The sequence below is a fragment of the Streptomyces flaveolus genome (assembly GCF_044765825.1).
Classification (GTDB): Bacteria; Actinomycetota; Actinomycetes; order Streptomycetales; family Streptomycetaceae; genus Streptomyces; species Streptomyces flaveolus.
In genome coordinates, this window is sequence record NZ_JBIWKU010000009.1 from 211,916 (window position 1) to 235,041 (window position 23,126).

Here is a 23,126-nt window from a genome sequence, read left to right on the forward strand (position 1 = left end):
GGCGGCCGGGGGGGGGGGGCGGGCGCCGGGGGCGCCGGGGGGGGGGGGGCGGGGGCGGGGGGGGGGGGGCGGGGGCGGCGCGCGGCGGCGCCCCCCCCCCCCCCCCCCCCCCCCCCCCCCCCCCCGCCCGTGGGGCGCCTTACAGCGTCACGACCTTGCCACCGAGGGTGACGACGAGCTTCCCGTCCGTGCCGAACGACCAGCCGAGGGCTCCGCTGTAGGAGGAGCAGCGGGAGCCGTTCGTGCCCGTCCAGAACTGGTTGGAGCTGTCCACGTTCCCGACGGTCTTGTCGTTCGAGCCGGACACCGAGAACCGGCACGAGGTGTTGGAACGGAACACCGACGTTCCCTTGTCGAACGAGTAGTTGCGCTCGGCGTTGTCGACGCTCAGGTTGCTGGAGATCGCCATGGCGCCCGGGTTGCTGTTGTACGTGAACCCGTGGTGGCCGTTCTTGAAGGCGATGCTGCGGCGCACGACGTGGTTGACGGCGATGTCGTCGCCGCCGAGCTTGTAGCCGTTGCGGTCGCCGTTCGTGTTCACGGTGCCGTTGCTGAGCGTGCCGTTGCTGTACGCCAGCGAGTCCTCGATGGTGACCGGGCCGATCGCGCCGGTGTCGGTCTTGGTGTACAGGTCCCACCCGTCGTCGATGTTGTGGTGGGAGACGGCGTAGCGGAAGACGTTGCCTGTGCCCGTGGTGAGTTTGGCGGCGAACCCGTCCGCGTCCTCGCCGTCGGAGTCGGCGTTGTCGTGCGACTCGGCGCTCACGATCAGGTTGTTCGCCGGCCACTGGCTCGCGGGCGTGCTGGAGGAGATCCGGCCGAGCTGCAGGCCGGTGTCGCGGTTGAAGCGGGTGACGGTGCGCTCGATGACGTTGTTGCTGCCTCCGACATAGATGCCGTTGTCCCCGGCGCGTTCGACGACGATGCCCTTGACGTGCCAGTACGAGCCGTTCAGCTGAAGTCCGCGGTTGGCCGAACTCTCGCTCTGCGCCGCGAAGTTGAGCACCGGCTTCTCGCTCGCGTAGGCCGTGATGGTGGTGCGCGCGGATGCGGTGCCGTTCTGCCCCTGGGGCACGGTGACGGTCTGGCTGTACGCGTACGTCCCACCGCGAAGGTAGATCGTGCCGCCCGCCGCGACCCGGCTGATCGCCGAGGCCAGCGTCGTCGGGTCGGCCAGGGTGCCGGCGGCGCCCGCGGTCCCGGACGGCGCGACGTACACGGTCGTGGCGGCCTGCGCCGCGGCCTGCGCTGTGGTGCCGGAGGCCACCGTGGCGAGCGTGCCCGTGAGCAGGCCGAGGACGGCGACGAGAGGTTTCAGTTGCATCGTTCGATCTCCAGGTGTGGGGTGGGTCGATGGCCGGGCGGACATTGGCCGGTTCGTGTGCATGAACCGAAGAGGCCGCGCGGGCACCATGGGCAGCGGATAGAAAGCGCTCTCTTGCGGGACCGTAAGGGCCTGGCATGATCAGGTCAAGAGTCACGTACATGTTCATAGGTCAGCTACATGAACCGGCACTGGGTCCGCTGCGCTCGTCGAGTCGCCCGGACCGAGTGGCGTGGTAACAAGACACCCCCGGACCCCGGCCAGTAGGCCGCCGGACAGGTTCTGGCACGGGGCCGGCGGCCGTGGGTGCGCAGGCGGCTCAGCGTGGGCCGCACGATGCAGCGCTGCCGCCTGTAGTTGTGGCGGCCCGGGTCCGGGCGGCCACGTCCCTCGGCCGGCGGGCGCCAAGAGCGGGTATGCGCCTACGTCTTCCGGTCCCCGGTCACTGCGCGGGCGTGCTTCTGTTCACCAGTCGCGACAGCGATTGTTCACGGCCTTGGGAGTCACTGTCGCCGAGCCGTGTTCGATGCTCATGAGCATGGGCAGCACGCCAACGAGGAGAACCCCGGAACGGCGCCCGGTGGGGTGTGCCGGGCGGGAGTTTGGAACCCTCGCCCGGCACTAGGCGGGTCAGATACCGAACGCGGCGGCGTAGTGAACAGTTCCGCTGGGGAGCGGATGGTCGGCGTCGAGGCTGAGTGCCATCAGGGCGTCGTCGGGGACGTCGATGGTCAGGCCGATGCCGTGGCCGGAGGCACGGGTGAACCCGAACCGGGGGTAGTAGGTCGGGTGTCCGAGGACGACCACGTGGTGCTCGCCCAGTGACCTTGCCGCGGACAGGGCCGCGCTAACGGCCGCCGTGCCCGCACCGGTCCGCTGCTGCTCCGGGCGGACGGCGCACGGAGCCAGGCACAGGGCCGGGGTGGTGTCGATGTGGCAGCGGGTCAGCAGGGCGTGGCCCACCGGGTGGCCGGCCTCGCTTGCTGCGACCAGGGAGAGGCCCTCGATCCAGGCAGTCGGGTCGGCGCGCAGGGCGTCGACGAGGTCGGCCTCCGCCGGGGTGGGGAAGGCGGCGAGGACGATGTCGCGAATGGCGGGAATGTCGGCGCTGGTTTCGGCGCGCGTGATCCAGGTGTTGCCCATGACGATGGAAGATCCGTTCCAGGAGATGTTCGTGTGGTTGCCCGCGAGCTCACGCTCTCAGCGAGGGCGGCAGGAAGGTCAGGCCACGGCTCGGGACGTGAGGGAGACCCGGGCGCAGCACAGCGTGGCCTCGAGCGCGGTCATCAACCTCACCTCCCCAGTCCTCAGCTCCTGATCAAGCACGAACACAGCAACCATACAGCCCTCCGGGCGCCCACCCACCGGTGCGCCGGCCTCGCAGCGTGCCGCCGTCGAAACTCACGTATATCTACATCCGCCTCGAGCGGCCCGTGGTCACTGACCGTGCCATCGACACCGGTGCAGTTGGTCCAGTCGCCGTCGAGGCGCGCGGCGACCGGGCGAGCGTGATTGACGCTCAAGGGGGACGGGTCGTCGTCACCCCGGTTGTCATCCGTGGCTGCCATCATCCCGGGCATGCTGCCCATGGACTGCCGGTCGTGGTCATCGGATGGGCCGGTAGTAGGCCGCTACGGGGTCGCGCGCCTCGTCGTGGAGGGCCGGCCCGTCATGCGGCACCGTCGGCCAGGCGCCCGACGGCGGGTTGAGTGCGACGAGTTGCTCGGTCGACAGTGCATAGACGACCCGGCCGATGCCGGAGCGGACGATGCCGCCGTCGCACATGCCGCACGGCTGGCAGCTGGTGTAGAGGGTGCTTGGGGCAGCCGTGTCCGGGTCGAGTTCGCGGGCCGCCCAGCGGGCGAGCTTCAGTTCCGGGTGGGCGGTGATGTCGTTGTCCCGCCGGACCGTGTTGTGGGCTTCCGCGAGCACGGTGCCGTCCGGTCCGGCCACAAGGGAACCGTACGGCGCGTCGCCCAGGGTGACCGCGTGGGCGGCGATGCCGATGGCACGCCGCAGAAGGGCCTCGTCGGCCGAGGTGATCATGATCGAGTGCTCCAGTGGGTGGCCACGATGGTCAGTGCCCGCCATGCCGCGTCGGGCCGACGGGTCTCTTCCGGGTCTCCGTGGTAGGGGTCGAGTACGACGGTGTCCGCGCCCAGCAGGCGCAACTGGTCGAGATCGTCGAGGATCTGTTCGACGGTGCCGACACCGGCGGGCCGGTCGCAGGCGTCGACCTGTGCGCTGGTGACGCGCAGGGCGATGCGGGGCGCGAACCCCGGCAGCGCGTGCCGTCGCAGGACCGCGCGCATTTGGGGGAGGGAGAGCCGCAGCGGATGCCAGGCGTCACCGAGCCTCGCGGCGCGCCGCAGGGCCGCCTCGCTGTGGCCGCCGATCCAGACAGGAACGTCGCCCTCCTGGCGCCCCGCGTCCCTGGCTTCCCGGAGGATGCCAAGACACTCGTCCGTCAGTCGGCCACGCGCGGTGAATGGCACGCCCAGCGCCTCGAATTCCTGCCGGGCCCAGCCGACGCCCGCCCCGAGGACGAAGCGACCGCCGCTGAGCTGGTGGAGGTTGGCGGCCATGCGGGCCACCAGCAGGGGATGCCGGTACGGCAGGACGAGCACGGTCGTGCCCAGCCGCACCGTGGTGGTGAGAGCGGCCAGCCACGACAGGGTGGTGAACGGCTCGTAGAACGGCTCCGGGTATCGCTCGGCCACGTCCGGGGTGACTGCCACATGGTCCGACACCATGAGGGCACCGAAGCCGAGGCCCTCCGCGAGCCGCGCCCATTCACGCAGGATGCCGGGATCGGTCCCCGGGCCGAAATTCGGTACGTTGACGCCGAGTTGCATGGCCCGAGGCTATTCCGGTGATCACGGCTCACGGAACCCAAACCTCCCTGCATAGCTGCTGCTTCTCCGTGATTTTGTTGGTACTTTCGCCGCATGGCCGGGAATCTTGACCACGTCGACTGGGCGATCATCGAACAGCTGCAGCGGGAGGCCCGCATCTCCCTCAGCGAACTGGGCCGCCGCGTGAACCTCAGCCCATCGGCCACCACCGAACGCGTCCGCAATCTTGAGGCCTTGGGCATCATCACGGGCTACCGTGCCGAGATCGACCTGGCCAAGGTCGGCTACCCCGTCCTCGCCGTCGTCCGCCTCAAATATCCGGGCAACCGCCACGAACCGCTGCGCCGCCTCCTCGCTGAACGCCGCGAGATCCTGGAGTGCCTGCGCACCACCGGAGACGACTGCTACACCCTGAAAGTGGCCGCGACCTCCATGGAACACCTGGAGACCCTCATGGACGAACTCGCCGGCTTCGGCAGCACCACCACGAGCGTCGTCTACAGCCAGACCCTCCCCTACCGCGGCCCCATCGCCCCGAACTGACAACCGGCCCGAAGCGCGGCGCGCAGCGCTTTTGCCCGCAGCCGCGCACCTCCTGGTCCTGGAGATCGGCGCCGGTTTCCACACCCCCGGTGTCATTCGCCTGCCCGCCGAGCGCGTCACACAGAGCCGCCCCCGCACGCGTCTGATACGGATCAATGACGGGTATCCGGAGGTCCCGCAGCAGCTCGCCGGCCGTGCCCTGGCCGTCGCTCACTCCGCGGACCGGGTGATCTCCCCGCTCGCGTGTCCGAAGTCGCCCAACCAGTAGCAAGGAGAACCACGATGGCTCCCACCGAGGCCACCTTCGCCGTTACCGGTGCCTCCGGCCGCCTGGGCGGACGCATCGCCCGCCGACTGGCTGACGCGGGGATCGCGCTGACCCTCATGGCCCGCACCCCTGCCCGTGCGCCCCAGTTGCCGGGCGCCACCGCGGTACCCGGCGACTACGCCGATCACGACGCCGTCCTGCGGGGTCTGCGCAGCACGGACCGCGTCCTGATGGTCTCCGCCTCGGAGACCCCCGACCGCCTTCAGCAGCACCGGACTTTCATCGACGCCGCGGCCCGGGCCGGCGTCGCGCACCTGGTGTACATCTCCTTCTACGGAGCAGCACCGGATGCGACCTTCACCCTGGCGCGTGACCATTGGCACACCGAACAGCACATCCGCGCCAGCGGACTGCCCTTCACCTTCCTGCGCGACAATCTCTACGCCGACTTCATGCCCGCCCTCGTGGGTGAAGACGGCGTCATCCGCGGCCCCGCCGATGACGGGCGGGCCGCCGTGGTCGCCCAGGACGACATTGCCGACGCCGCCGTCGCGGTACTCCGCGAGCCGACCCCGCATGCGGGTCATGCCTACGAGCTGACAGGGCCCGAGGCGCTCACCATGACCGAAGTGGCCTCCACGATCAGCACGGTCACCGGGCGGCCCGTCTCCTATGTGCCGGAGACGGTCGAGGACGCGTACGCCTCCCGGGAGAGCCACGGTGTCCCCCGCTGGCAGCTCGACGCGTGGGTCTCCACCTACACCGCGATCGCCGACGGCTCCCTCGCCACCGTGACCACTGCCATCGACGACCTGACCGGTCACCCCGCCACACCACTGGAGCGAGTTCTGCGTGCCGGTTGAACCAGGCTGTCCCCTCGCCATGCCGTGCAGCTCAGAGCGGATGGAGGCCCGGGCAGGAGTTCGGTCAGACGGTGACCGGGGGTTCCCGGTCAGAGCATCCAAGGCAGCCTCTGCTTCGCGGGTCGACCCAACGGGCCTCCGGCCGAGCGGCGGAGGAGGGACAGGGAGTCGGTGTGGCTCAAATCTGCTGAATCAGTATCCATATGACAAGCCCTAAAAAGACCACTCCCACCGCCCGGTTCATGGCGTACCCCTTGCTCGTGGGCTCGGTTGCATCGGGGTTTTTCACCCAGCCTCGCTGGAGACGGCTGTTGGCCTTCCAGAGCAACTGAGGGCGTACGACTTGAACGATTCCCATGATCAGGAGGAAACACAGGACCAGGACGAATACCGGACTGCCGCCATCGCTGTCCGAGGCAGCCTTCATTACCGTGTCGTGAATCATGACGGTTCGGTTGCCCCGGCCCTGAACCAGGAAACAGGCATGCCTGTCCCGCTCCTCCCCCGGTTCGTGATACCTCTACTCCGCCGGAACAGCTCGGCGTTGGGCCCAGTCCGTCCGCTGCACTCCCGAACCGTCCGGGCCCACCGGGCGGCTGACCATGGGGAGAGGCGAAGTCTTCATTGTGTGTGTTGCCGACGGCGCCGTGCGCTCCGATTGGCTATCAGGAGACATGCCCAGACGAGGGTTTGCGCGGCTGCCAACACGATGTGTCCAGCACTGGCATCGTCACTCACCCGCCACACCAGTAATGCGGCGCCTATGCAGAGCATCGGCCAGTAAAGCCACGGTCCCCACCGGTTACCTGGCTTGGTCCATTCCGGCGGAGTGAAGGAATCGGAACGTTGCATCATTGCGCGCCTCCCTTATCGGGGCGCCTTCCCCCTGGCCCCCGGATGAACGCCTCACAAACGGGTGGGGGCTCTCCGCTTCGCCTCGGCTCTAGGGCGGCATTGCACTGCTTCTGACGCGGGCGCGGCCGGAGCCTGGGCGACTCCGGCTGGGCGGGTTGGCGGGGCTCAGGCGTGGGCGTGGCGGTGGGTGCTCGGCAGCTTGTGCGGGGCAGCGTGATGCACGGGCCGGCCCGTTGCGGGAACTGCGAGGCGGCGAAGGGACAGGCTCGCGGTGACGAGGAGAGCGGTGAAGACGGCCAGGAGGAGGACGGACACCCACATCTGCCGGCTCCCGGGTGCCTGCCAGCCGGTCCAGAGGGCGGAGCCCGTCCACAGCAGGATGCCCGCAGCGTAGAAGGAGCGGATACGGCGCAATTGCCGCACGGCCCGCAGGAACTGGATGCGTTCGGTCTTCGGTGCCATGCGGCACCGTGTACCCCGATACGCGATGGCCAACGGGGTGGATTCCGATGTGCTGTGGCCTAACTTCCGGCCTGAGGTGGAGCCGTGGACACCGGCGCATGAGGTCGTGAAGATGAGTGACCACGAGGCCCTCGCTGTGCTCCTGGACTCCGGGGCCGACCCGAGGCCGAGAAGGCGGTAGCGGCACTTGATCCCGCGTCACCGATCGCACAGCTGCTCACCGGACGGCTTGCCTACAGCCGCCTGCTGTTCCGGCGCGACACCCGCGCCGACGACCGCGCCGTGGCTGAGGCCGCCCACCGCACGGCGGCCGAGGACGGCGACGTGACACTGAGCGCCTGGGCCGAATATCACTGGGCCGTCCCGTTGGACAACATCGACCAAGACGCGGCCGGCGCTCTCCCGCGGTACGAGACGGCGCTCGAGGTCGCGACGAAGTCCGGCGACGGGCTCTTCGAGTCCTACATCATCCGCCACCTCGCGCCGCACAAGGAGCCGACGGAGCGGCTGGCGATGCTGCGCCGCTCGCTCCATCTGCGCGCCGCGCTCGGCGCGCCAGCAGACGATCGCCGCGCAGGCGCTGCTGGCCGAGCACCTCCCCGAAGGCGACCCCGAGCGCGCCGAGCTCCTGCGGATCTTCCGCCCGGGCGCGGAAGAACTGCATGTCGCCTGGCTCCTGTCCGAGGACTGAGTCGCCGAGCGCCGGGGCCGATACCCATACGCTGTTCGTCCCGCGCGCCCGGCGCTCTAGGCCGGGTCCGATGTGTCGAAGCGCAGGCCGCTCGAGCCCTCGCCGCGGCCGGGAAGGGTGGTGCGGGAGGACCACAGCGCGGTGGCGCCCGCCGCCGTGCGGGCGAGCTGCCACTGACGGGTGACCCGGACGCCCTCGCGGGGCACCTCCTCCGAGGGGAACCGCAAGACGGTGCCGGGCTGGAGGATCTGGCCCCTGGCCCCTGCCCCGTACCGGTCGAGCAGGGTCCGGCCTGGGGCCGTCCGGTCGGGGACCGGCATCAGCGGGACCCAGTGGTCGGGCACGGCCGTCTGGAGGCGGTAGCGGCGCATCACGCCTTGTCCCGCCGGGACGGGGGCGGTCGCCAGGGTGCCGTCCACGGCGGCCAGCCGGTGGCGGTCCACCCGGTGGCCGGCGGCCCCGGCGACCGCCTGCTCCACGGCCCAGGCCAGGTTGGCGCCCTCGTCGCGCAGGAACAGCACCTCCTCCACCGGCTCGCCGTCCAGCGCGTCCACGGCACCCGGCAGGAGCAGCAGCAGATCGGCGGTTCCGGATGCCCCGGAGACGCTGGGGCGGAACAGGCTCCAGTCCGGGGGCGCCGGCGGCAGCAGCACGCGTTCGCCGAAGGTGTCGGTGACCACCACCGAGGTCACCCGGGTGACCGTGCCGGCGGGCAGTTCCAGCGGGACGAGGAAGTAGTCGTTGGCGTACGAGGTCGCGTACTCGGCCAGCAGCAGGCGGGCCAGGTCGGTACGTTCGGCGGTCAGGCCGCCCCAGTAGACGCGGGCGTCCTCCATCTCCCACCAGCGGGTGGCGGGCATCCCCGGGTAGGCGGCGACGGTCGGCAGCACCGTGCGGACCACCTGCTGCGGCGCGTCCGAGGGGGCGCCGAGGGTGGCGCCGCGACGGTGGTCGAAGGCGAACCAGTCCAGCCGCCCGCCCGGGTACTCGGCGGCGGACAGCACCGTCTCGGCCTCGGTGTGGCGGGCCGCGACGGAGAAGCCGTGCTCCAGACGCTGGGGAATCCAGGCACCGCCGCCTCCCGGGGCGGTGACCGGGAGCCCGAGAACCCGGCGCCAGGCGGCACTCGCCCGCGTGACGGCCGCGGTCAGCTCGGCGGGCACGGTGACCCGGGAGGGCGTGTCGCGCGGGGTGCCCTGGGCCGGGGCGAGTTCGGCGGCCAGCGCCAGCCCGTCGGGGGCCCGTCCGGCGACGGCGGCGAGGTAGCCGATGGTGGTGTCGTCGGCGACGGCGCCCGGCGCGGCGCTGATCGGGTAGGCCGCGGCCAGCGCCGAGGCGACCGTCCCGGCGCCCTCGTCGCGGAGCAACCGCAGGTATTCCAGGCCGAGCTGGGCGGCCGTCCGGCGGTCCAGGGTGGCGGCGGCGGTGTCACGCTCCACCACCGCCTCCAGCGGCAGATCGGTGTCGAGAGGCACGGGTGAGGGATCGGCGTCGCCCTGGAAACGGGTGAGCCGGGCGGACTCGGCGCGCAGCCGGACGGAGACCGGCGAGCCGGCGTCCTCGCCCTGGAACTCCCCGACCTGCCACTGGCGCCCCAGCAGCCACAGGGGGTCGGCGGTGCGGGCCTGGAGGCCGGGGGACATGTCGGCCGCGCGCGTGCGCGGTTCGAGGCGGGTCCATGAGGTGATGGAGGGTTCCTGCGGCACGGCTGGTCTCCGGTCGGCTGGGCGGGCTGATGGCTGGACGGGCGGCCGGCTGTACGTGGGTGCGGGTCGGCCGGTCGGGGCGCGCGGTCAGGTTGCGGCGTCGGGACGGAAGTCCGTGGACACGGCCCGGTTGTCGGGGTTGAGGCCGAGGTGGAGGCCGGGCAGGAACTGGCCCGCGCCGCCGAGGGCGTCCGCGTCCACCAGCCGGGTCGCGGCCCGGTCCAGGGTCTGGTGGAGCAGCCGTTCCACCCCGCCCGGCGTCCACACCATGTCCTGCGGCACAGCGGGTACCGCCAGCAGCACGGTCTGCGGCGGCACAGCGGCGGGAGCATCGAACTCCAGCGCCGCGGCGGCGGTGTGGACCGCGTCCGGCACCGTCTCCACCCACTCGTCCACGGCCAGCCCGTACACCGGCGAGGTCAGGTCGAGCGCCGGCCCCGGCAGCACGCCCAGGACCAGTGACAGCCGCCCGCCCTCCGGCGCGTCCGCCGGACGTCGGGCGCCCCACCAGCGGTCGTCGGGTACGTGCGGGAGCTGGGCCACACGGACCGGGTCGGTGCCGGCAGCCACCGGCGCGTCCAGTGCCGCCGCCAGGTCGAACACCTCCTGGAGGCGCCCGGCGCCGCCCCGGACCCGACTGGTCTGCCGCAGCCAGCGGCGACCCTCGCCCGGGGCGCCCTGGAGGGCGGCGGTCACCGCCAGCGAGGCCGTCAGGCCGGTGCCGGCGGGCTCGGCCGGGGGCAGGAACGAGGCGAGCAGGGGCAGGTCCTCGCCCAGCAGCGCCCTGATCCGGGCCTGGTGGTGGGCCGAGACCTCCGGGTCGGAGGCAGCCGGGGAGCCGGCCGGGTGCTCCGCGGCCCAGGCGGCGGTCAACCGGTCGTGGGCGGCCAGCCGGGAACGCAGCTCGCGTTCGGCCGAGGCGGCGGCCTCCGCCAGCAGCGCGGCCTCCCCGGCCGCCCCTACCGGCGGCGGAACGGCCCCGGGTACGCCCGCCCCCGCCGCCTTCAGCAACGCCGCCCGAAGCGGGTCGCCGCCGGAGGCGGAGGCGGCGGCCAGCGCCGTCAGGGTGTCGTTGACATGGCCCAGGGCGAACGCGGCCCGGTTGATCGCGTCCTGCGGGTGGAGCCCGGGGGCGGGTTCGGTGTTCCGCTCGGCCAGGTCGGCGGCGGTCAGCGGCCTGCCGTGGTCGAACAGCCGCCGTACCGCCGCCACCGCCGCCAGGAACTCGGTGATCGACAGCCGGTCGGCGGGCCACTCGGCGGCCCGCCCGAAGTCCAGCTCCAGTGTCCAGCTCCGGTCGACGGCGGCCGGCTTGGCACTCTGCCACGCCGCCAGCGCGATCCGCTGCTCCAGCTCCGCACCGCACGGCGCCAGCCCGCGCGGCGGCATGGCCACGTAATCCACCGCGCCGATCTGGAGGTAGTCCAGCGAGATCTGACCCGTCACCGGCGTCCCGCCGCCCGGCGGAACCCAGCGCAGCCGGCAGAAGACGCGGTACGGCGCGGGCAGCAGCGCCGAGGCCACCGTGTCGGTGTGTGCGGCCGCCACGATCCTGGGCTGCCGGCCCACCGACGCGCCCCACGCCCCCCGGTCGGCGGAGCGCACGTTGCCGACCAGCAGCAGCCGGTGGGTGACCGCCGAGGCGGCGCGCGGGGTGCGCGGGAACTCCAGCTCCGGCGGGGTGGTGTCGCCGCGCGACAGGGCGTCGAGGGCAGCGCCCGCCCGCTCCGGACGACCCTGCACCACCTGATGGACGCCCTCCGCGAGCAGCGCGTCGTGCAGTGCGTCCACCGAGTCGCCGAGGGTGTCCAGCACCCCGGCCAGGGCGAGTTGGTCGGGGCTGCCCGGGGCGGGCAGGCCGGCGGTGCCCCACGGCAGCCGGCCGTCCCGGTGCCGGGTGAACAACTCCAGGCCGTCGCAGACCGCGGACGGCAGCTCGCCGGTGGTCGTCGAACCGTCCGGGCGGAGCACGGTGGTGGCGACCGGGGCCAGCGCCCGGAACGCGGGCAGGAACCGTTCCAGCAGTCTGCGTGGGGCCTCGTGCACCCCGCGCTCGAAGCGGTATCCGAGCTGTGCGTTCAGCGGCAGTCCGTACCGGGCGCCCTCCAGCAGCGCCTGGGCGGTGCGCACCCGTCGCGACGACAGGTCCAGGGCCAGCGGTCCGCCGCCCGTCCCGCCGTGCGAGCGCTGCGCGCTGCGCAGCACCGCGGCGGTGGCGGCCTGGCCGACCGAGGGCGCCAGCACGTAGCCGGTACCGGAGGCGGCGCTCACCAGCGGTCGGTCCGGATCGTCCTCGCCCTTGGGGGGCTTGGCCACCGGGGTGCGTCCGGGAGCCGCCTGGAGGTCGGTGACCCAGCCGTACGCGCCCAGGTGGACGCCGGTGGGCCGGGCCGCGCGCAGCGTCGCCAGACGTTTGGTGGCGAAGGAGGTGGTCCAGGCGTCGAGCCGGTGGGCAGCCAGGCCGAGCGCCGCGGCGGTGTGCCGCTCGACCGTCTCCACGGGCAGCCGCGACAGGGCGGACAGCGCGGAGCGGTAGGAGCGCAGGGACGCGCTCGCGGTGTCCGAGGCCGGCGGGTCCGCGAGGTATTGGCCGATGGTACGGGCGGGATCGGCGGGCGCCGGACGTGCGAGCCGGCGCCAGAGGGTGTCGGTGACCACGCCGTGCTCCATGTCCTGCAACTGCGGCTCGACCGGCTCGGGCGCGCCCAGCGCGTGCGCCGCCCGGGACGCCTCGAGCAGCAGGCCCGCCCTGGCGAGCCGGTACAGCAGCGGGGTCGGGCCGCCGCCGGGGTCGGTGGCCGCGGCGATCTGGGCGGGAGTCAGCCCGGCGACGGCCAGCGACGCGAGATGGCCGAGGGTGCCGTCCGGCCCGGTCACCAGGGGCGTGCCCAGCCGGAAGGAGCCGGTGGCGAACACGGCGGTGGCCAGCGGCACGTCCACGGGCAGGCCCAGGCCGCGCAGCAGCGCGGTGCCCTCGGCGAAGGCGCTCTGCTGCCATCCGGTGCCCAGCCGCAGCCGCAGGAACCGCCACAGCCACACCACGTACTCCCCGCCCACCACGCTGCGGGCGCGGACCTCCCGGGTCCGGGCCTCGGCGCCCAGGATCTGCACCAGGTTCTGCTCCGGCGTCCGCGACGGGGCGCCCGCCACGGGCAGCGCACCGATCCGCGGCAGTCGCCGTACCGAGGGCTTCCACACACGGGAGTGAAGACGGCTGAGCAGGCGGAGACCCGGCAAGTCGTCCGGCTCGCCGGGCAGAGGCTGCCAGCGCCCGTTCTCCATCACCGGCAGGATGCCGTACGGCTGGGCGCCCACCCGGAACGCGGGCAGTGGGCCCTCGGCCCGTACCCAGCCAAGGTAGTGGTCGCGAATCCGGGCGAGCCCGGCCTCGTTCACGCTGCCCGCCATCATGTGCCGCAGGTGGTAGCCGATGCCGGCCGGCCACAGTGCCTCCTGGGTCAGCCGGGCCGGCGTGTCGTCGTCGTCACCGGCGTGGGCGGCACGAGCCGCCGCCGTCGGTTCGTCCGGGCGCGGTGGCAGCCGGCGGGCGGCGGCCAGCGGACCGCCGTTGCCGGACTCCATGTGCAGGCCGAGCGCGAGCGCGGCGCGCCCGGCGGAGGTGGCGGCGGCGGGCGCCACGTCGGCGTGGGTGACCCGGGCGGGCGGGACGACGGTGCTGAAACCCGACGGCAGGTCATCGGTGTTGTTGGTCGGGGTGCCCGGCGGCAGCCAGGACAGGCCCGAGGTGGCGGCATGCGCCTCCAGCAGCGACGTCAGGTCCTCGGCGGCGGCCTCGGGTCCCGCCTTCTCGCGGACGCCGTAGACCAGCACCCGGTCCAGCCGGCCCCGGGCGGGTCCGGCCGGCAGGTCGAGGATCAGCGCCATCCCGGCGGCCCGCGCGGCCTCGAAGTCGGTGAGCCAGGCGGTGGAGGCGTTCACCGGCGGCAGGTGGTCCGGCACGGTGGACACGTCGGCCGCCGGGTCGAGGCCGACCACCAGCTCGGGACTGATGTCTCCGCCGACCCCGCGCACCACCACCGTGCCGCAGGTGGCGGTCACCACCCAGCGGGTCGGCAGGGCGCGGGCCACCGCCGCCCGGGTCCAGGCGGCGGCGCGCTCCAGCGGCGTGGGGAAGCGGGGCAGCCCGTCGGGCAGCGGCATGTCGTCGGCCACCGGCTTCTGCGGACGGCCGCCCGGGTCCGGCTCCATCACCCGGGCCGTCCAGGTCGCCCGGTTCGCCCCGACGGCGGCGACGAGCCGTTCCCAGGCGGCCTGTTCGCGGTCGGCGTGGCGGGCGGCCCGCCACACGGCGCGCCAGTAGTCGGCGCCCGAGGCGATCTCCTCGGGGGTCAGTTCCGGTTCGTGGCTGTCCACATGGATGGTGTCGGGGAAGACCCGGATCAGCAGGCGCTCGTGGCCCGGACCGGAGAACCGGGTCTCCAGCCGCACCGGGAGCAGCGCGAGGGGGTGCGAGGTGGCCAGCGTCCAGGCGGGCGGCTCGGCATTGGCGGCACTCGCGACGGCCGTCGCGGCAGCGGTCGCGGGCGTGGCGGTGGGGGCGGTCACTGGTCGGCCTCCGACGGGTCCGTCGCGGCCGGTCCGGTCGCGCTCTCCTGGCTGGTGCTCTCTTCGGCTGTGCTCTCTTCGGTCGCCGTCCGGGCGCCCGCGGTCGGCCGCCTCGGTTTGGTGCCCGGCCCGTCGGGGACGGTGGCGGAGTCGACGGGCAGCAGATCGTCCGCGTGGAGCGCCACGAACACCGGACGCTGGAGCACCCGGCTCGCGTAGTGCGCCGAGTTGTACGGGTCGGCCGGGGGCTGCTCGCCCTCGTCCAGGCCGAAGCGGAGCCCGGAGGGCTGCTCCCGGAAGCAGAAGAACCACCCCGCGTCCAAGCGCTTGCCCACCGCCTCGGCACGGGTCAGCGGGAAGCAGAACAGCCGCAGGTCCGGGTCGAACCGGGCTGAGAACAGCGGCAGCAGTTCGGCGCCGCCCTCCTGGACCGTGCGCGCCGCCCCGTACTTGCCGGTCCAGGCCGCCTTGCGGGCCGTCACCGCCGTGTCCGGGTAGCGGCGCAGCAGTTCGCCGCGCACCACCAGGACGAGTACGCCCTCGCCCGCCGCTCCCACGCCGGTGGTGTGCACGCCCAGAGCGCCGCCGCCCCACTCGGCGATCGGGGGGATGTCGGGCAGCTGGGAACCGGGCGGGCGGCCGCCGTCCGGGGCGGCGCCCCGGACGTCCCAGAACTGCCGGAAGTAGGTGGTGGCCGGGTCCACCGGGACCTCCCGCCACAGCAGTTCACGGCCCAGCTCGGTGTTGAGGCCCAGCATGAACGCCTCCAGGAACGCGGGGTCGGTCTCCAGCAGGCCCACGGTGTCGGCCGGCACGTTCTCCGCTCCGCCCAGCAGGTGTTCCGGCGACAGGGCGCGCAGCAGCTCGTACACCGGCTCCTCGAACTCCACACCGGTCACCAGGCCGCGCAGCGGATCGGCGCCGGGCGGCAGGGTGTCGGAGAGCGGCAGTCCGTCCAGCCCGATCCGGGACAGCGCCCGCTCGGGCACGGTGGCCAGTGGGTCCAGGGCGGCCCGCAGCGCCGCCGCGGTGGCGGTGACCGGGACGCCGGGCGGCGGGGTCTGCCGGGTGAGCTGTTGGGTGGCCGCCACCACCGTCTGGTGGCGCATCGCCGCCCCCACGAACCGGTCGCCCATGGCGGCCCGTCGCTCCGTCAGCACCGGGTCCAGGTCGGTGACGGCCAGTGAGCTTCCCGCGACCGCGGTGCTCTGCGGCATCGGAGCGGTGACCGTGGTGTCGCCCCAGGAGGCCGGCACGCCCGAGGCGTCGAGGTCGAAGGCGGCGCAGAGCGCCGGGCGGTGTGTGCCGCCGGTCGGGAAGGACCGCAGGAACAGCAGGTCGGCGCGGCGTGTGCCGGTCAGGTCCACCGCGGCGACCGAGAGTCCCGACAGCCGGGCGGTCTCGGCGGGTTTCGGCCCGCCGAACGGCACCGGTTCGGTCCAGCCGCCGGTGACCAGGCCGCGCCGGTTGACCGACCGGCCGATCCTGTGGGTGACCTCGTCCCGGTACGGACCGCGCTCGGCGGTCACCAGCAGCAGGTCGGGGGTGTCGTCGTCGGTGACGTCCACCACGTCCACCCCGAGAGCCGCCAGGGGGCCGGTGGCCGTGGGCAGGGTCTGGGTCAGGCCCCAGCCGCCGGTGGCCCGGCCACTGGCGTTCAGCCGCCAGCCGATCCGCCACGACACCCGGCCGCCCGTGCCCTCGGCCTTGGCGTAGGCGACGATCAGTTCGGGGCGGCCGTCGCCGTCGAGGTCGGACAGCGCGATGTCCACGTCCACGACCGGCCCGACGAGATCCGGCGCGTACTGCACCGGACCCCAGCCGCCCGTCGGAACACCGTTCTTGTCGAGGTCGAAGCCGACCTGGTAGCCGATCCGGCCGCTGCCGCCGGCGAAGTCCACCGAGAGGACCACCAGGTCGGGCCGGCCGTTGCCGGTCAGATCGGCGACCGCCGTGCCCACGCCCCTGGTCCCGGCGGCGCCGAGCTGGGAGTTGGGGCCGCCGCCCTGCACCCAGGCGGCGCGGGGAGCGCCGTCGTAGCCGAGGTCGGGGCCTGTGGCATGCCGGGCGACGGGCGTGGCACCGGACACGTCGAGCTGGCTGACCAGCACCGATGCGAACAGGCCGACCTTCGGCGCGTAGCGGCGGCGGTCGGCCACGGCCCAATCGAGCCAGCCACCCTGGCCGCCGGGGTCGACGGCGTTGCCCCGATCGGTGCAGGTGACCGACGTTCCGCTGAACACCGCCCGCAGCACCCGGCCCTCGGTGGTCAGCACGTACGCGGCGTTCGCGGCGTACGGGTCGGCCACCGGGGCGATGCCCGCCTTCGGGGTGTGGCCGGCGGGCAGCGTCCACGCCGTCCAGACGGGGGCGGTGCCCGCGACGCCGGTGCCGCGCAGCAGGGTGCCGTCGGTGGCGATGGCGTGCTGGACGTCGCCGGTGGACGGCGACAGGGCGGACAGCGCGCGGCCGAGGGGCTTGCCGAGGTTGCGCCAGGCCGGGGTGCGGCCGTAGCGGTAGTCGTACAGCTCACCGTTGCTGGAAACGGTGCGCACGTCGGCCGGTCCGGCGCTGACGCCCGGGCCGTGCACCACGGGAGCGGTGATCAAGCTCCAGGTGCCGGCGCCGCCGGTGTTGCGCCACAGGGACATGCCGCCGCTGTGGGCGAAGACATAAGCGCCGTCGGGGGAGACGGCGAGCGGCCCGGACAGCCGGTTCAGCACCCCCGAGGCGGCGTTGCCGAAGCTGCTCCAGGCACCGGTGGCCAGGTCCAACCGGCACAGGTTCTCCTGCCCCGAGACCACCCAGACCCCGCCGCCCGCCACCACCGGGTCGCAGCCGTTGTGCACGAAGTCGCCGTCGGACAGCGCATGGGTCTGCCAGATCCAGCGGTCGGTCACCCAGCGGCGTTCCACGAGTTCCTGCACCCAGCCCGCGGTGCGCAGGGCGAAGATCCGGGGATTGACACCGGGCACGATCGCGAGGTTGCCTTCCAGGCCCGCCCGGCCGGGGCCCTCCGGTCCGCCGTGGTTGCGCCACAGGCCCGGACCGCCGGCAGGGTCGGGCACGTACTCGTACAGGGACCCGACGGGATCGCCGAAGCCGAGGTCGGCCGCGGCGAGCACGTACAGCCTTCCGTCGGAGTTCGCCACGGGTGCGGTCCTGGCCTGCTGCGGAAGTTCCAGCCAGGCGGCGGGCGGCGGGGGCGGAGGGGTGAGCCACCACGGGTCGGCCGAGGACAGAAACGCGGCGGTGAGCTGCTCCAGGGTGATCGGGTTGCCCCGGGCGTCCCGGAACATGGTGTCCGGTACGGCTCCGGCGGGCAGTGTGGCGGGCGGTACGGGAGAGGCGAGGCCCCCGGCCAGCGCGGCCACCGTCGCGGCGGTGGAGGCGCCGAGCCGGTCGCCGCCGTCGGCGCGGCCCCGGGTGGCACGGCGGAACGCGGCCGTGGTGGCGGAGGCCACCGCGGGGTTGCGGTCCATCACGTCGGCGACGGTCGCGGCGACGCGGGCGAGCGGGGCGGCGGGGGCCGCCTCGGCAGTGTCCTGCCCGGACGCCTCGGCCTGGACCGCGTCCGTCGTGCCGGGCCCCGCGAGGGCGGCGGCCGAGGGCATCCGCACCAGGTCGTGCACCGGCCGGGTGACGGCGAGGAGCTGGGCATCGCTCAGAGCACGGGAGGCATCCGCCGTGGCCGCCGCCGTCGGCCCGGGCGCCGCCGCGGTGGGTGCGGCGGTGGGCGCGGCGGCGACCGCCGCCGGGGGCATGAAGCGCCGCCGGTGGAGGGCGGATCCGGCGCCCCGGGCGAGCCGGGCGAAGGACAGCAGGGCGTTGGCCTCGCGCAGGTCGGCCGCCTGCTGCTGGACGGCGGCCACCAGATCCTCCTGGCGGTCCTGGACCACCCGGGCGCCCAGCGCCGCCGCCGCCCGGTGCTGAGGTTCCAGGTTGACGGCCGCCAGCCAGGCCGGTTCGGCGCCCTCGGCGGGTGGGGTGCCGTCGGGTGCGCCGCCGTAGGCACCTCCGTACAGCGGCGGCGGCAGCCGGTCGGTGCTGCGCGCGAACCGGGCCCGCATCGCGGCCCGCCACGCGGTGCGGGTGGCCTCCGGCCAGGCCGGCCCGGTGCCGGGAGTGCGCAGGGCGCTGCCCAGCCAGGCGGTGGCCTCCGGGGTGCCCGAGGCCAGCGGCAGGACGCCGGCCTGCGCCAGGTCCAGGGCGCGGGCGCCGACGCCGGTGATCGGGCGGCCCTCGAGCCGAACGGCCAGGCTCTCGAAGTCGCCGTCCAGGCCGGTGGTGAAGCGCCAGGAGTGGTAGACGGGCAGGGTGATCCGGCCGGTGGCCCCGGGCTGCCAGGCGGGGGCGAGACCGGTGGCCTCGGCCTGCGGCAGGCCGAGGCCGGCGAGCCGCCCGGCCTCGTAGGCCGGGACCAGGGCGGCCAGGTACCGGGTCCGGTCGTCGGTGACGGTGGGGCAGAGGATCCGGGACAGCGACCGCTCGGGCGCCTCCTTCAGCACGGTCAGCGGGTCCTCGTCGGCGGTGGCGACGAGCTGGGCGTGGGCCCACGCCCAGGACTGGGCGGGATCGGGCAGCGCGTCGGCGGGGCAGCTCAGCACGGCGGGCGCGGTGCCCTTGCCGTCGGCGGTGGTGAGCTGGGCATCGGACTCGGGCACCACCACCAGCGCCAGCCAGGGCCGCAGCCGTCCGCGCTCGTCGGGTGCGCCCGGCGAGAACATCCACGGCAGGTCGGGGCGGTCGAACTCGACGGCGACGAAGCCGGTGGTCTCCACCCCGGTGGCGTCGGGGGCGGGGAAGGTGCGGATGATCTGCCCGGGGTCCACGCCGACGACGTCGCCCGGCCCCAGCAGGGTGACGGCGACGGGGGCGACAGGCAGCAGGTCGGTGCCCCGGCTGACCGTCAGGCCGATGTCGACGGCGGCACGGGAGGCTCCGGACACGGCGCCGGACGAGGCGCCGGGCAGTCCGCCGGCGAGGCCGTCGCGGACCCAGGGCAGGAAGCGCAGCCCGCTCATCGGGCACCTCCGGCCGCCGGGGTGTCCGCGCCGCCGAAGGGGGCGGCGTACACCCGCGGCGGGCGTCGCGGTGCCCGGACCTCGGTCGCCCCGGCCGGGGGCCGGGACTCGTGCAGTGCGGTGGCCATCTCCCATGCCTCCGTGTGGGTTTCGGCGAGGTGGGTGGTGGGGTGCGGCGCGGCGACGGTCGCGGCGGCGCGGGCCCCGGCGGTGCGCCCCGGATCCTCCGCCCGGGGCGCCGGCGCGGCGACCCGCCAGGTGTGCGGGCGGACCGTGACGCCGGCCGCCGTGCAGCGGGCGCCCCGAGCCGTCCGGCCCGCGGGACCGGCGGCGGCCAGGGCGTTGAGGAGTTCGGCGGGCACGGTCTCGAACCGCCGTGCCGGGGCCGCCGCGAGCCCCTTCGACGCAGCGGCGGACGGTGCCTCGGCGGCCACGGCGGCCCGCCGCGCCACTGCCGCCGCCTCCACCACCGCGACCCGGTCGGCCGCCGCCGGGAGTGTCCCGGCCGCCGGTCCGGCACCGGTGCGCACCGGCAGGGACGAGGCGACGGTGGCGGCCAGGGGCTCGTCCACGATGATGGGCTCGTAGTCCAGTTCGGCGAAGGTGGTCAGCTCGGTGCCGTCGGCGCCCTTGCCGGACGGCACGGTGAGTCCGTCGACGGCCAGTTCGACGCCCGCCTTCAGCAGGTCGAAGGAGGGGCTGCTCAGCTTGGCGGCGTCCGCCATGTCCTTGTACTGGGCGGGCGCGAACCAGTCCTTGACCGGCGCGCCCAGCTTCCCGGGACGGGCGGTGGCCCCGGAGCCGTAGCGGACCTGGGCGATGTCGAAGACGGCCGGCGCGGACAGCGGATCGGGGCCCATGCGGCGGACCGTGACGCCCAGCGGCAGCAGCCGCTGGGCCACCGTGAGCCCGCCCAGCGGGTGGGCCAGCAGCTCGCCGGGCCGGGCGGTGACCTCGCGCAGCGTGACCGCCGACTGCCCGTCCGGCGGCAGCGAGGACCAGCAGGCCGGGTCGGCCAGGGCCGCCAGCAGAGCCGCGCTGGGGTCCACGGGCGCGGGCAGTACCTTCTTCCCGTCGCGGCCCGCGGTGATCTCGAAGCCGACGGCGACCGAGATGAACCAGAGCTTGATGTGCGCGTGTCCCTTGGCGTGCCACGGGCTCGGCCCGGAGAGCTGGAGCGCGAGGTCCACCGCCAGAATGGTCCGCGAGCCGCGTTTGACCGAGGCGGAGGCGAAGATGTCCACCACGAAGCCGAACGGTGAGAACTGGATCAGCGCGTCGTAGCCGAGGCGCCCCAGCACGGTGAAGCCGGCCTTCTCCACCCGTACGTCCACGAGCGCGCCGTGCTGGACGGTGTTGGAGGTGACGGCGAGGTAACCCTCCACCCTCACCCGGGGATTGTCGCCCTTGGTCAGCGAGATGGCCACCCTGCGCAGCTCGGGGAACCCCTTGGGGCGGTCGGTGAAACGCGGGTGGAAGCCTCCGATGGAGAGGGTGAACTGCCGCTTGGCGCCCCACGAGGCGCGCAGCGCCATGTCGCCGGTGACCGGGAAGCCCGCCACCGAGGACTCCACGAGCGAGGCGTCCAGCGAGGCTTCCCTCGTGCCGAGGTCCACCAGGCCGACGGCGTCCATCCGCAGCACCACCACCGGCGCGGCCGGGGCGGGCAGGGTGATGGTCACCCGGGCCAGCAGGCCGATCCGCACCGGGGCGGGCAGTTCGACGAAGAGCGCCAGGTCGGCGGTGGCCAGGGCCTTGCTGCCGGCGGACGGGTTCTTGGGGTCGGGGGTGCGCGGGCCCCAGGTGATCCGGGCCATCAGGCCGAGCAGATACCGGTCGGGCGCGACGGGGAACAGCTTGGACAGCGAGGCCGTCAACTGCGGCCCGGCCGCCACCGGGTCGGCGGGGAAGAGCACGCTGTCCAGGGCCTTGGTGCGCACCCCGGCGCGCAGTGCGTCCGCGTCGGCGGCCCGGTGCAGGCCGACCAGGATGCCCAGGCCCTCCAGGGCGAAGCCGGGGCTGGGCGGGGCGGGCGCTGTGCCGGTGGCGATCACCAGCAGGGAGTAGATGTCGCGCCCGGCCTTGTCGCGCAGTGGCGCGCCACCCGCCTGACGTGTCGTCAGGATGCCGACGGCTGTCAGTCGGTACGCGGCCAGGGCGAGTTGGGCCGCACCGGCGTACTGGCCGCGTTCCTCGTCGATGGAGAGGTAGCCGCCGCCGGACACCAGGTCGCTGTCGACCGACAGCGCGATGCCGGTGGGCAGCTTGAAGGCGGTGGACACCTGCATCGGGCCCGCGTTCCCGCCCCCGGGCGGGAAGGCCGCCGTCACCGCCAGACCCAGGCGCTCGACGGAGGCGGTCACCGGGCCCAGCTCGAGCCGGGCGCTGAGTGACGCCTCGACGGCGGCGACCGGGTCGGCCGGGCCGCCGTTCGGAGTACCCGCCCGCACTCCCAGGTGGAGCCGGTCGACGGTGAGCGGGCCGAGCGCCAGATGCAGCGGCAGGTCGGCCTCCATCCCGGCCTGCCCGGTGAAGGACAGCCCGTTGCGGCGGGTCCAGCCCAGCCCTGCCCGGAACGGCACGGTCAGGCCCTGCGCGGGCAGGATGCGCCGCAGGAAGGAGTCGCCGTCGGCGCCGCCGGGCTGGACGCGGACCATGCCACCGGCGGCCTCCGCGGCCACCCCCCAGTCCGCCTTCTCGGCGCCGAACTGCGCGAACGCCGAGAACGACAGCCGGTCCAGCTCCACCCGGGTGCCGTTCGGCGCCCCGAAGGTCCAGGCCGGGGCGCCCTGGGCGCCGCGCCTCTCGGCGGCCAGCAGAAACCGGACCTCGGTGTCCGACCCGTCCGGCAGGAGCAGCCCGCGCGGTCCCCAGGCGAAGCCGCCGGGGGTGCCGCTCAGCGTCATCGCCAGGTTCCACGGGCCGGCCGCAGTGGACACCTCGACCGAACCCCAGGGCAGCACCACCAGTCCCATGCCGCCGCGCTCGTCCGGCGACAGCACCAGCCCCGCGCCCCAGCCGCCCTCCACGGTGCCGTCCTTCGCCCCGCCGATCAGCGTCAGGGCGTGGGCGGCGAGCTCCGCGCCGGGCGCGTCCTGGGCCGGGCCAACCCCCTCGGGCGTGCCGTACCCGGCCGGCAGGCCCAGTGCCTGGAGCACGTCGGCCAGGCGCGGGAAGAGCAGCCCGGCCGTGGTGTCGGCCTGCTCGGCGGTGGGGTCGGTATGCCAGGCGTACAGCTCGGACAGCAGTGCCTCGGGCTCTGTCAGCAGCCGCCGCAGCCGGTCCGGGCGCAGCCGGTCCCGGGAGACCGCCAGCCGCACCGGAGCCTGTGGAGGGGCGGGCAGCGGATCGCGGACGTGCTGCGGCCCGGCCGGCTCGATCACACCGAGCAGCACCAGCAGCCGGTACAGCGCCGGGACCTCGGACCGCAGGTAGCGGGTGCCCAGCAGGTCGGCGAGGTCCTCGGCGAGGGCCGGCAGCAGCCACGGGTCGGGGGCCTTGGCCTGCCACACCGGCGGCAGCGCCTTGAGCACCCCGGCGGCCTTCCCGGCCTGCTGGGCACGGGCCTTGACGGCCTCCAGCGAGTCCGGCAGTCCGGCGGCTGTCTGGGCGCGCAGTTCGGCGTAGGCGGTGGAGACCGCCGAGATCCACTGGTCCAGGCTCTGTTCGAGCTGGGCCGGATCGCCGATCTTGAGCTGCTGGCCGAGCGCGGCCAGGTCCCAGCCCAGCTCCTCGGCGAGCGCCCGACGGCGCCCCGGATCGCCGCCCGCCGCCAGCAAGGGCGCGACGAGCACACCGAGTTGCTGCCACAGGCGGGTGAGGAGATCGTGTTCGCGGCGGGGGTCCGGTGGCTGGCTCTCGCCCATGGCGGTACCGTCCTGACGGCGTGTCGGAAGTGGAAGGTTCGGTGCTCGGGCGGCCGGTGATGGAGGGGCGCGCATGCAGCGTCGCCCCCCGGCTGCCGTCGCC

13 protein-coding genes are annotated in these 23,126 nt (G+C 74.1%); 3 read left to right on the forward strand and 10 right to left on the reverse strand.

Annotated features, from left to right (window positions below; translation table 11 throughout):
• Positions 1 to 139: 139 nt before the first annotated feature.
• From ACIRG6_RS26530 to ACIRG6_RS26545, 4 genes are all read right to left on the reverse strand, one after another.
• Complete coding sequence (locus ACIRG6_RS26530) at positions 140 to 1,387, reverse strand: right-handed parallel beta-helix repeat-containing protein (RefSeq protein ID WP_403324780.1); 1,248 nt, start codon at positions 1,385 to 1,387, stop codon at positions 140 to 142.
• Positions 1,388 to 1,954: 567 nt separating this feature from the next.
• Complete coding sequence (locus tag ACIRG6_RS26535; RefSeq protein WP_403324781.1) at positions 1,955 to 2,467, reverse strand: GNAT family N-acetyltransferase; 513 nt, start codon at positions 2,465 to 2,467, stop codon at positions 1,955 to 1,957.
• Positions 2,468 to 2,929: 462 nt separating this feature from the next.
• The gene (locus ACIRG6_RS26540) at positions 2,930 to 3,370 is read right to left on the reverse strand and encodes a nucleoside deaminase (RefSeq protein WP_403324782.1); all 441 of its coding nucleotides are present in this window, start codon (positions 3,368 to 3,370) and stop codon (positions 2,930 to 2,932) included.
• A complete protein-coding gene (locus ACIRG6_RS26545) occupies positions 3,367 to 4,179 on the reverse strand; it encodes an LLM class flavin-dependent oxidoreductase (RefSeq protein ID WP_403324783.1) in 813 nt (270 codons plus the stop codon). Before ACIRG6_RS26545 ends, ACIRG6_RS26540 begins: the two co-directional genes overlap by 4 nt.
• A gap of 93 nt (positions 4,180 to 4,272) precedes the next feature.
• On the opposite strand from ACIRG6_RS26545, the gene ACIRG6_RS26550 reads away from it, so the two are divergent.
• From ACIRG6_RS26550 to ACIRG6_RS26560, 3 genes are read left to right on the forward strand one after another with little or no spacing between them, the layout of a single operon-like run.
• Positions 4,273 to 4,722 (forward strand): Lrp/AsnC family transcriptional regulator, encoded by a 450-nt coding sequence (locus ACIRG6_RS26550; RefSeq protein ID WP_350720860.1) that lies wholly within the window; start codon positions 4,273 to 4,275, stop codon positions 4,720 to 4,722.
• Positions 4,723 to 4,753: 31 nt separating this feature from the next.
• The gene (locus ACIRG6_RS26555) at positions 4,754 to 4,990 is read left to right on the forward strand and encodes a hypothetical protein (RefSeq protein ID WP_364826244.1); all 237 of its coding nucleotides are present in this window, start codon (positions 4,754 to 4,756) and stop codon (positions 4,988 to 4,990) included.
• Between the two features lie 14 nt (positions 4,991 to 5,004).
• On the forward strand, positions 5,005 to 5,853 hold the full coding sequence (locus tag ACIRG6_RS26560; protein ID WP_403324784.1) for an SDR family oxidoreductase: 849 nt from the start codon (positions 5,005 to 5,007) through the stop codon (positions 5,851 to 5,853).
• Positions 5,854 to 6,031: 178 nt separating this feature from the next.
• Here the strand turns inward: ACIRG6_RS26560 and ACIRG6_RS26565 are convergent, their stop codons facing one another.
• From ACIRG6_RS26565 to ACIRG6_RS26590, 6 genes are all read right to left on the reverse strand, one after another.
• On the reverse strand, positions 6,032 to 6,298 hold the full coding sequence (locus tag ACIRG6_RS26565) for a DUF6199 family natural product biosynthesis protein (RefSeq protein WP_364684193.1): 267 nt from the start codon (positions 6,296 to 6,298) through the stop codon (positions 6,032 to 6,034).
• Between the two features lie 575 nt (positions 6,299 to 6,873).
• Positions 6,874 to 7,170: a hypothetical protein gene (locus tag ACIRG6_RS26570; RefSeq protein ID WP_403324785.1), complete on the reverse strand. Its 297-nt coding sequence runs from the start codon at positions 7,168 to 7,170 to the stop codon at positions 6,874 to 6,876.
• A gap of 747 nt (positions 7,171 to 7,917) precedes the next feature.
• Positions 7,918 to 9,567, reverse strand: coding sequence for a hypothetical protein (locus tag ACIRG6_RS26575; RefSeq protein WP_403324786.1), 1,650 nt, complete (start codon positions 9,565 to 9,567; stop codon positions 7,918 to 7,920).
• A gap of 87 nt (positions 9,568 to 9,654) precedes the next feature.
• Positions 9,655 to 14,133 (reverse strand): hypothetical protein, encoded by a 4,479-nt coding sequence (locus tag ACIRG6_RS26580; RefSeq protein WP_403324787.1) that lies wholly within the window; start codon positions 14,131 to 14,133, stop codon positions 9,655 to 9,657.
• Positions 14,130 to 19,157, reverse strand: coding sequence for an FG-GAP repeat domain-containing protein (locus ACIRG6_RS26585; protein WP_403324788.1), 5,028 nt, complete (start codon positions 19,155 to 19,157; stop codon positions 14,130 to 14,132). Before ACIRG6_RS26585 ends, ACIRG6_RS26580 begins: the two co-directional genes overlap by 4 nt.
• A complete protein-coding gene (locus tag ACIRG6_RS26590) occupies positions 19,154 to 23,023 on the reverse strand; it encodes a DUF6603 domain-containing protein (protein ID WP_403324789.1) in 3,870 nt (1,289 codons plus the stop codon). Before ACIRG6_RS26590 ends, ACIRG6_RS26585 begins: the two co-directional genes overlap by 4 nt.
• Positions 23,024 to 23,126 lie beyond the last annotated feature (103 nt).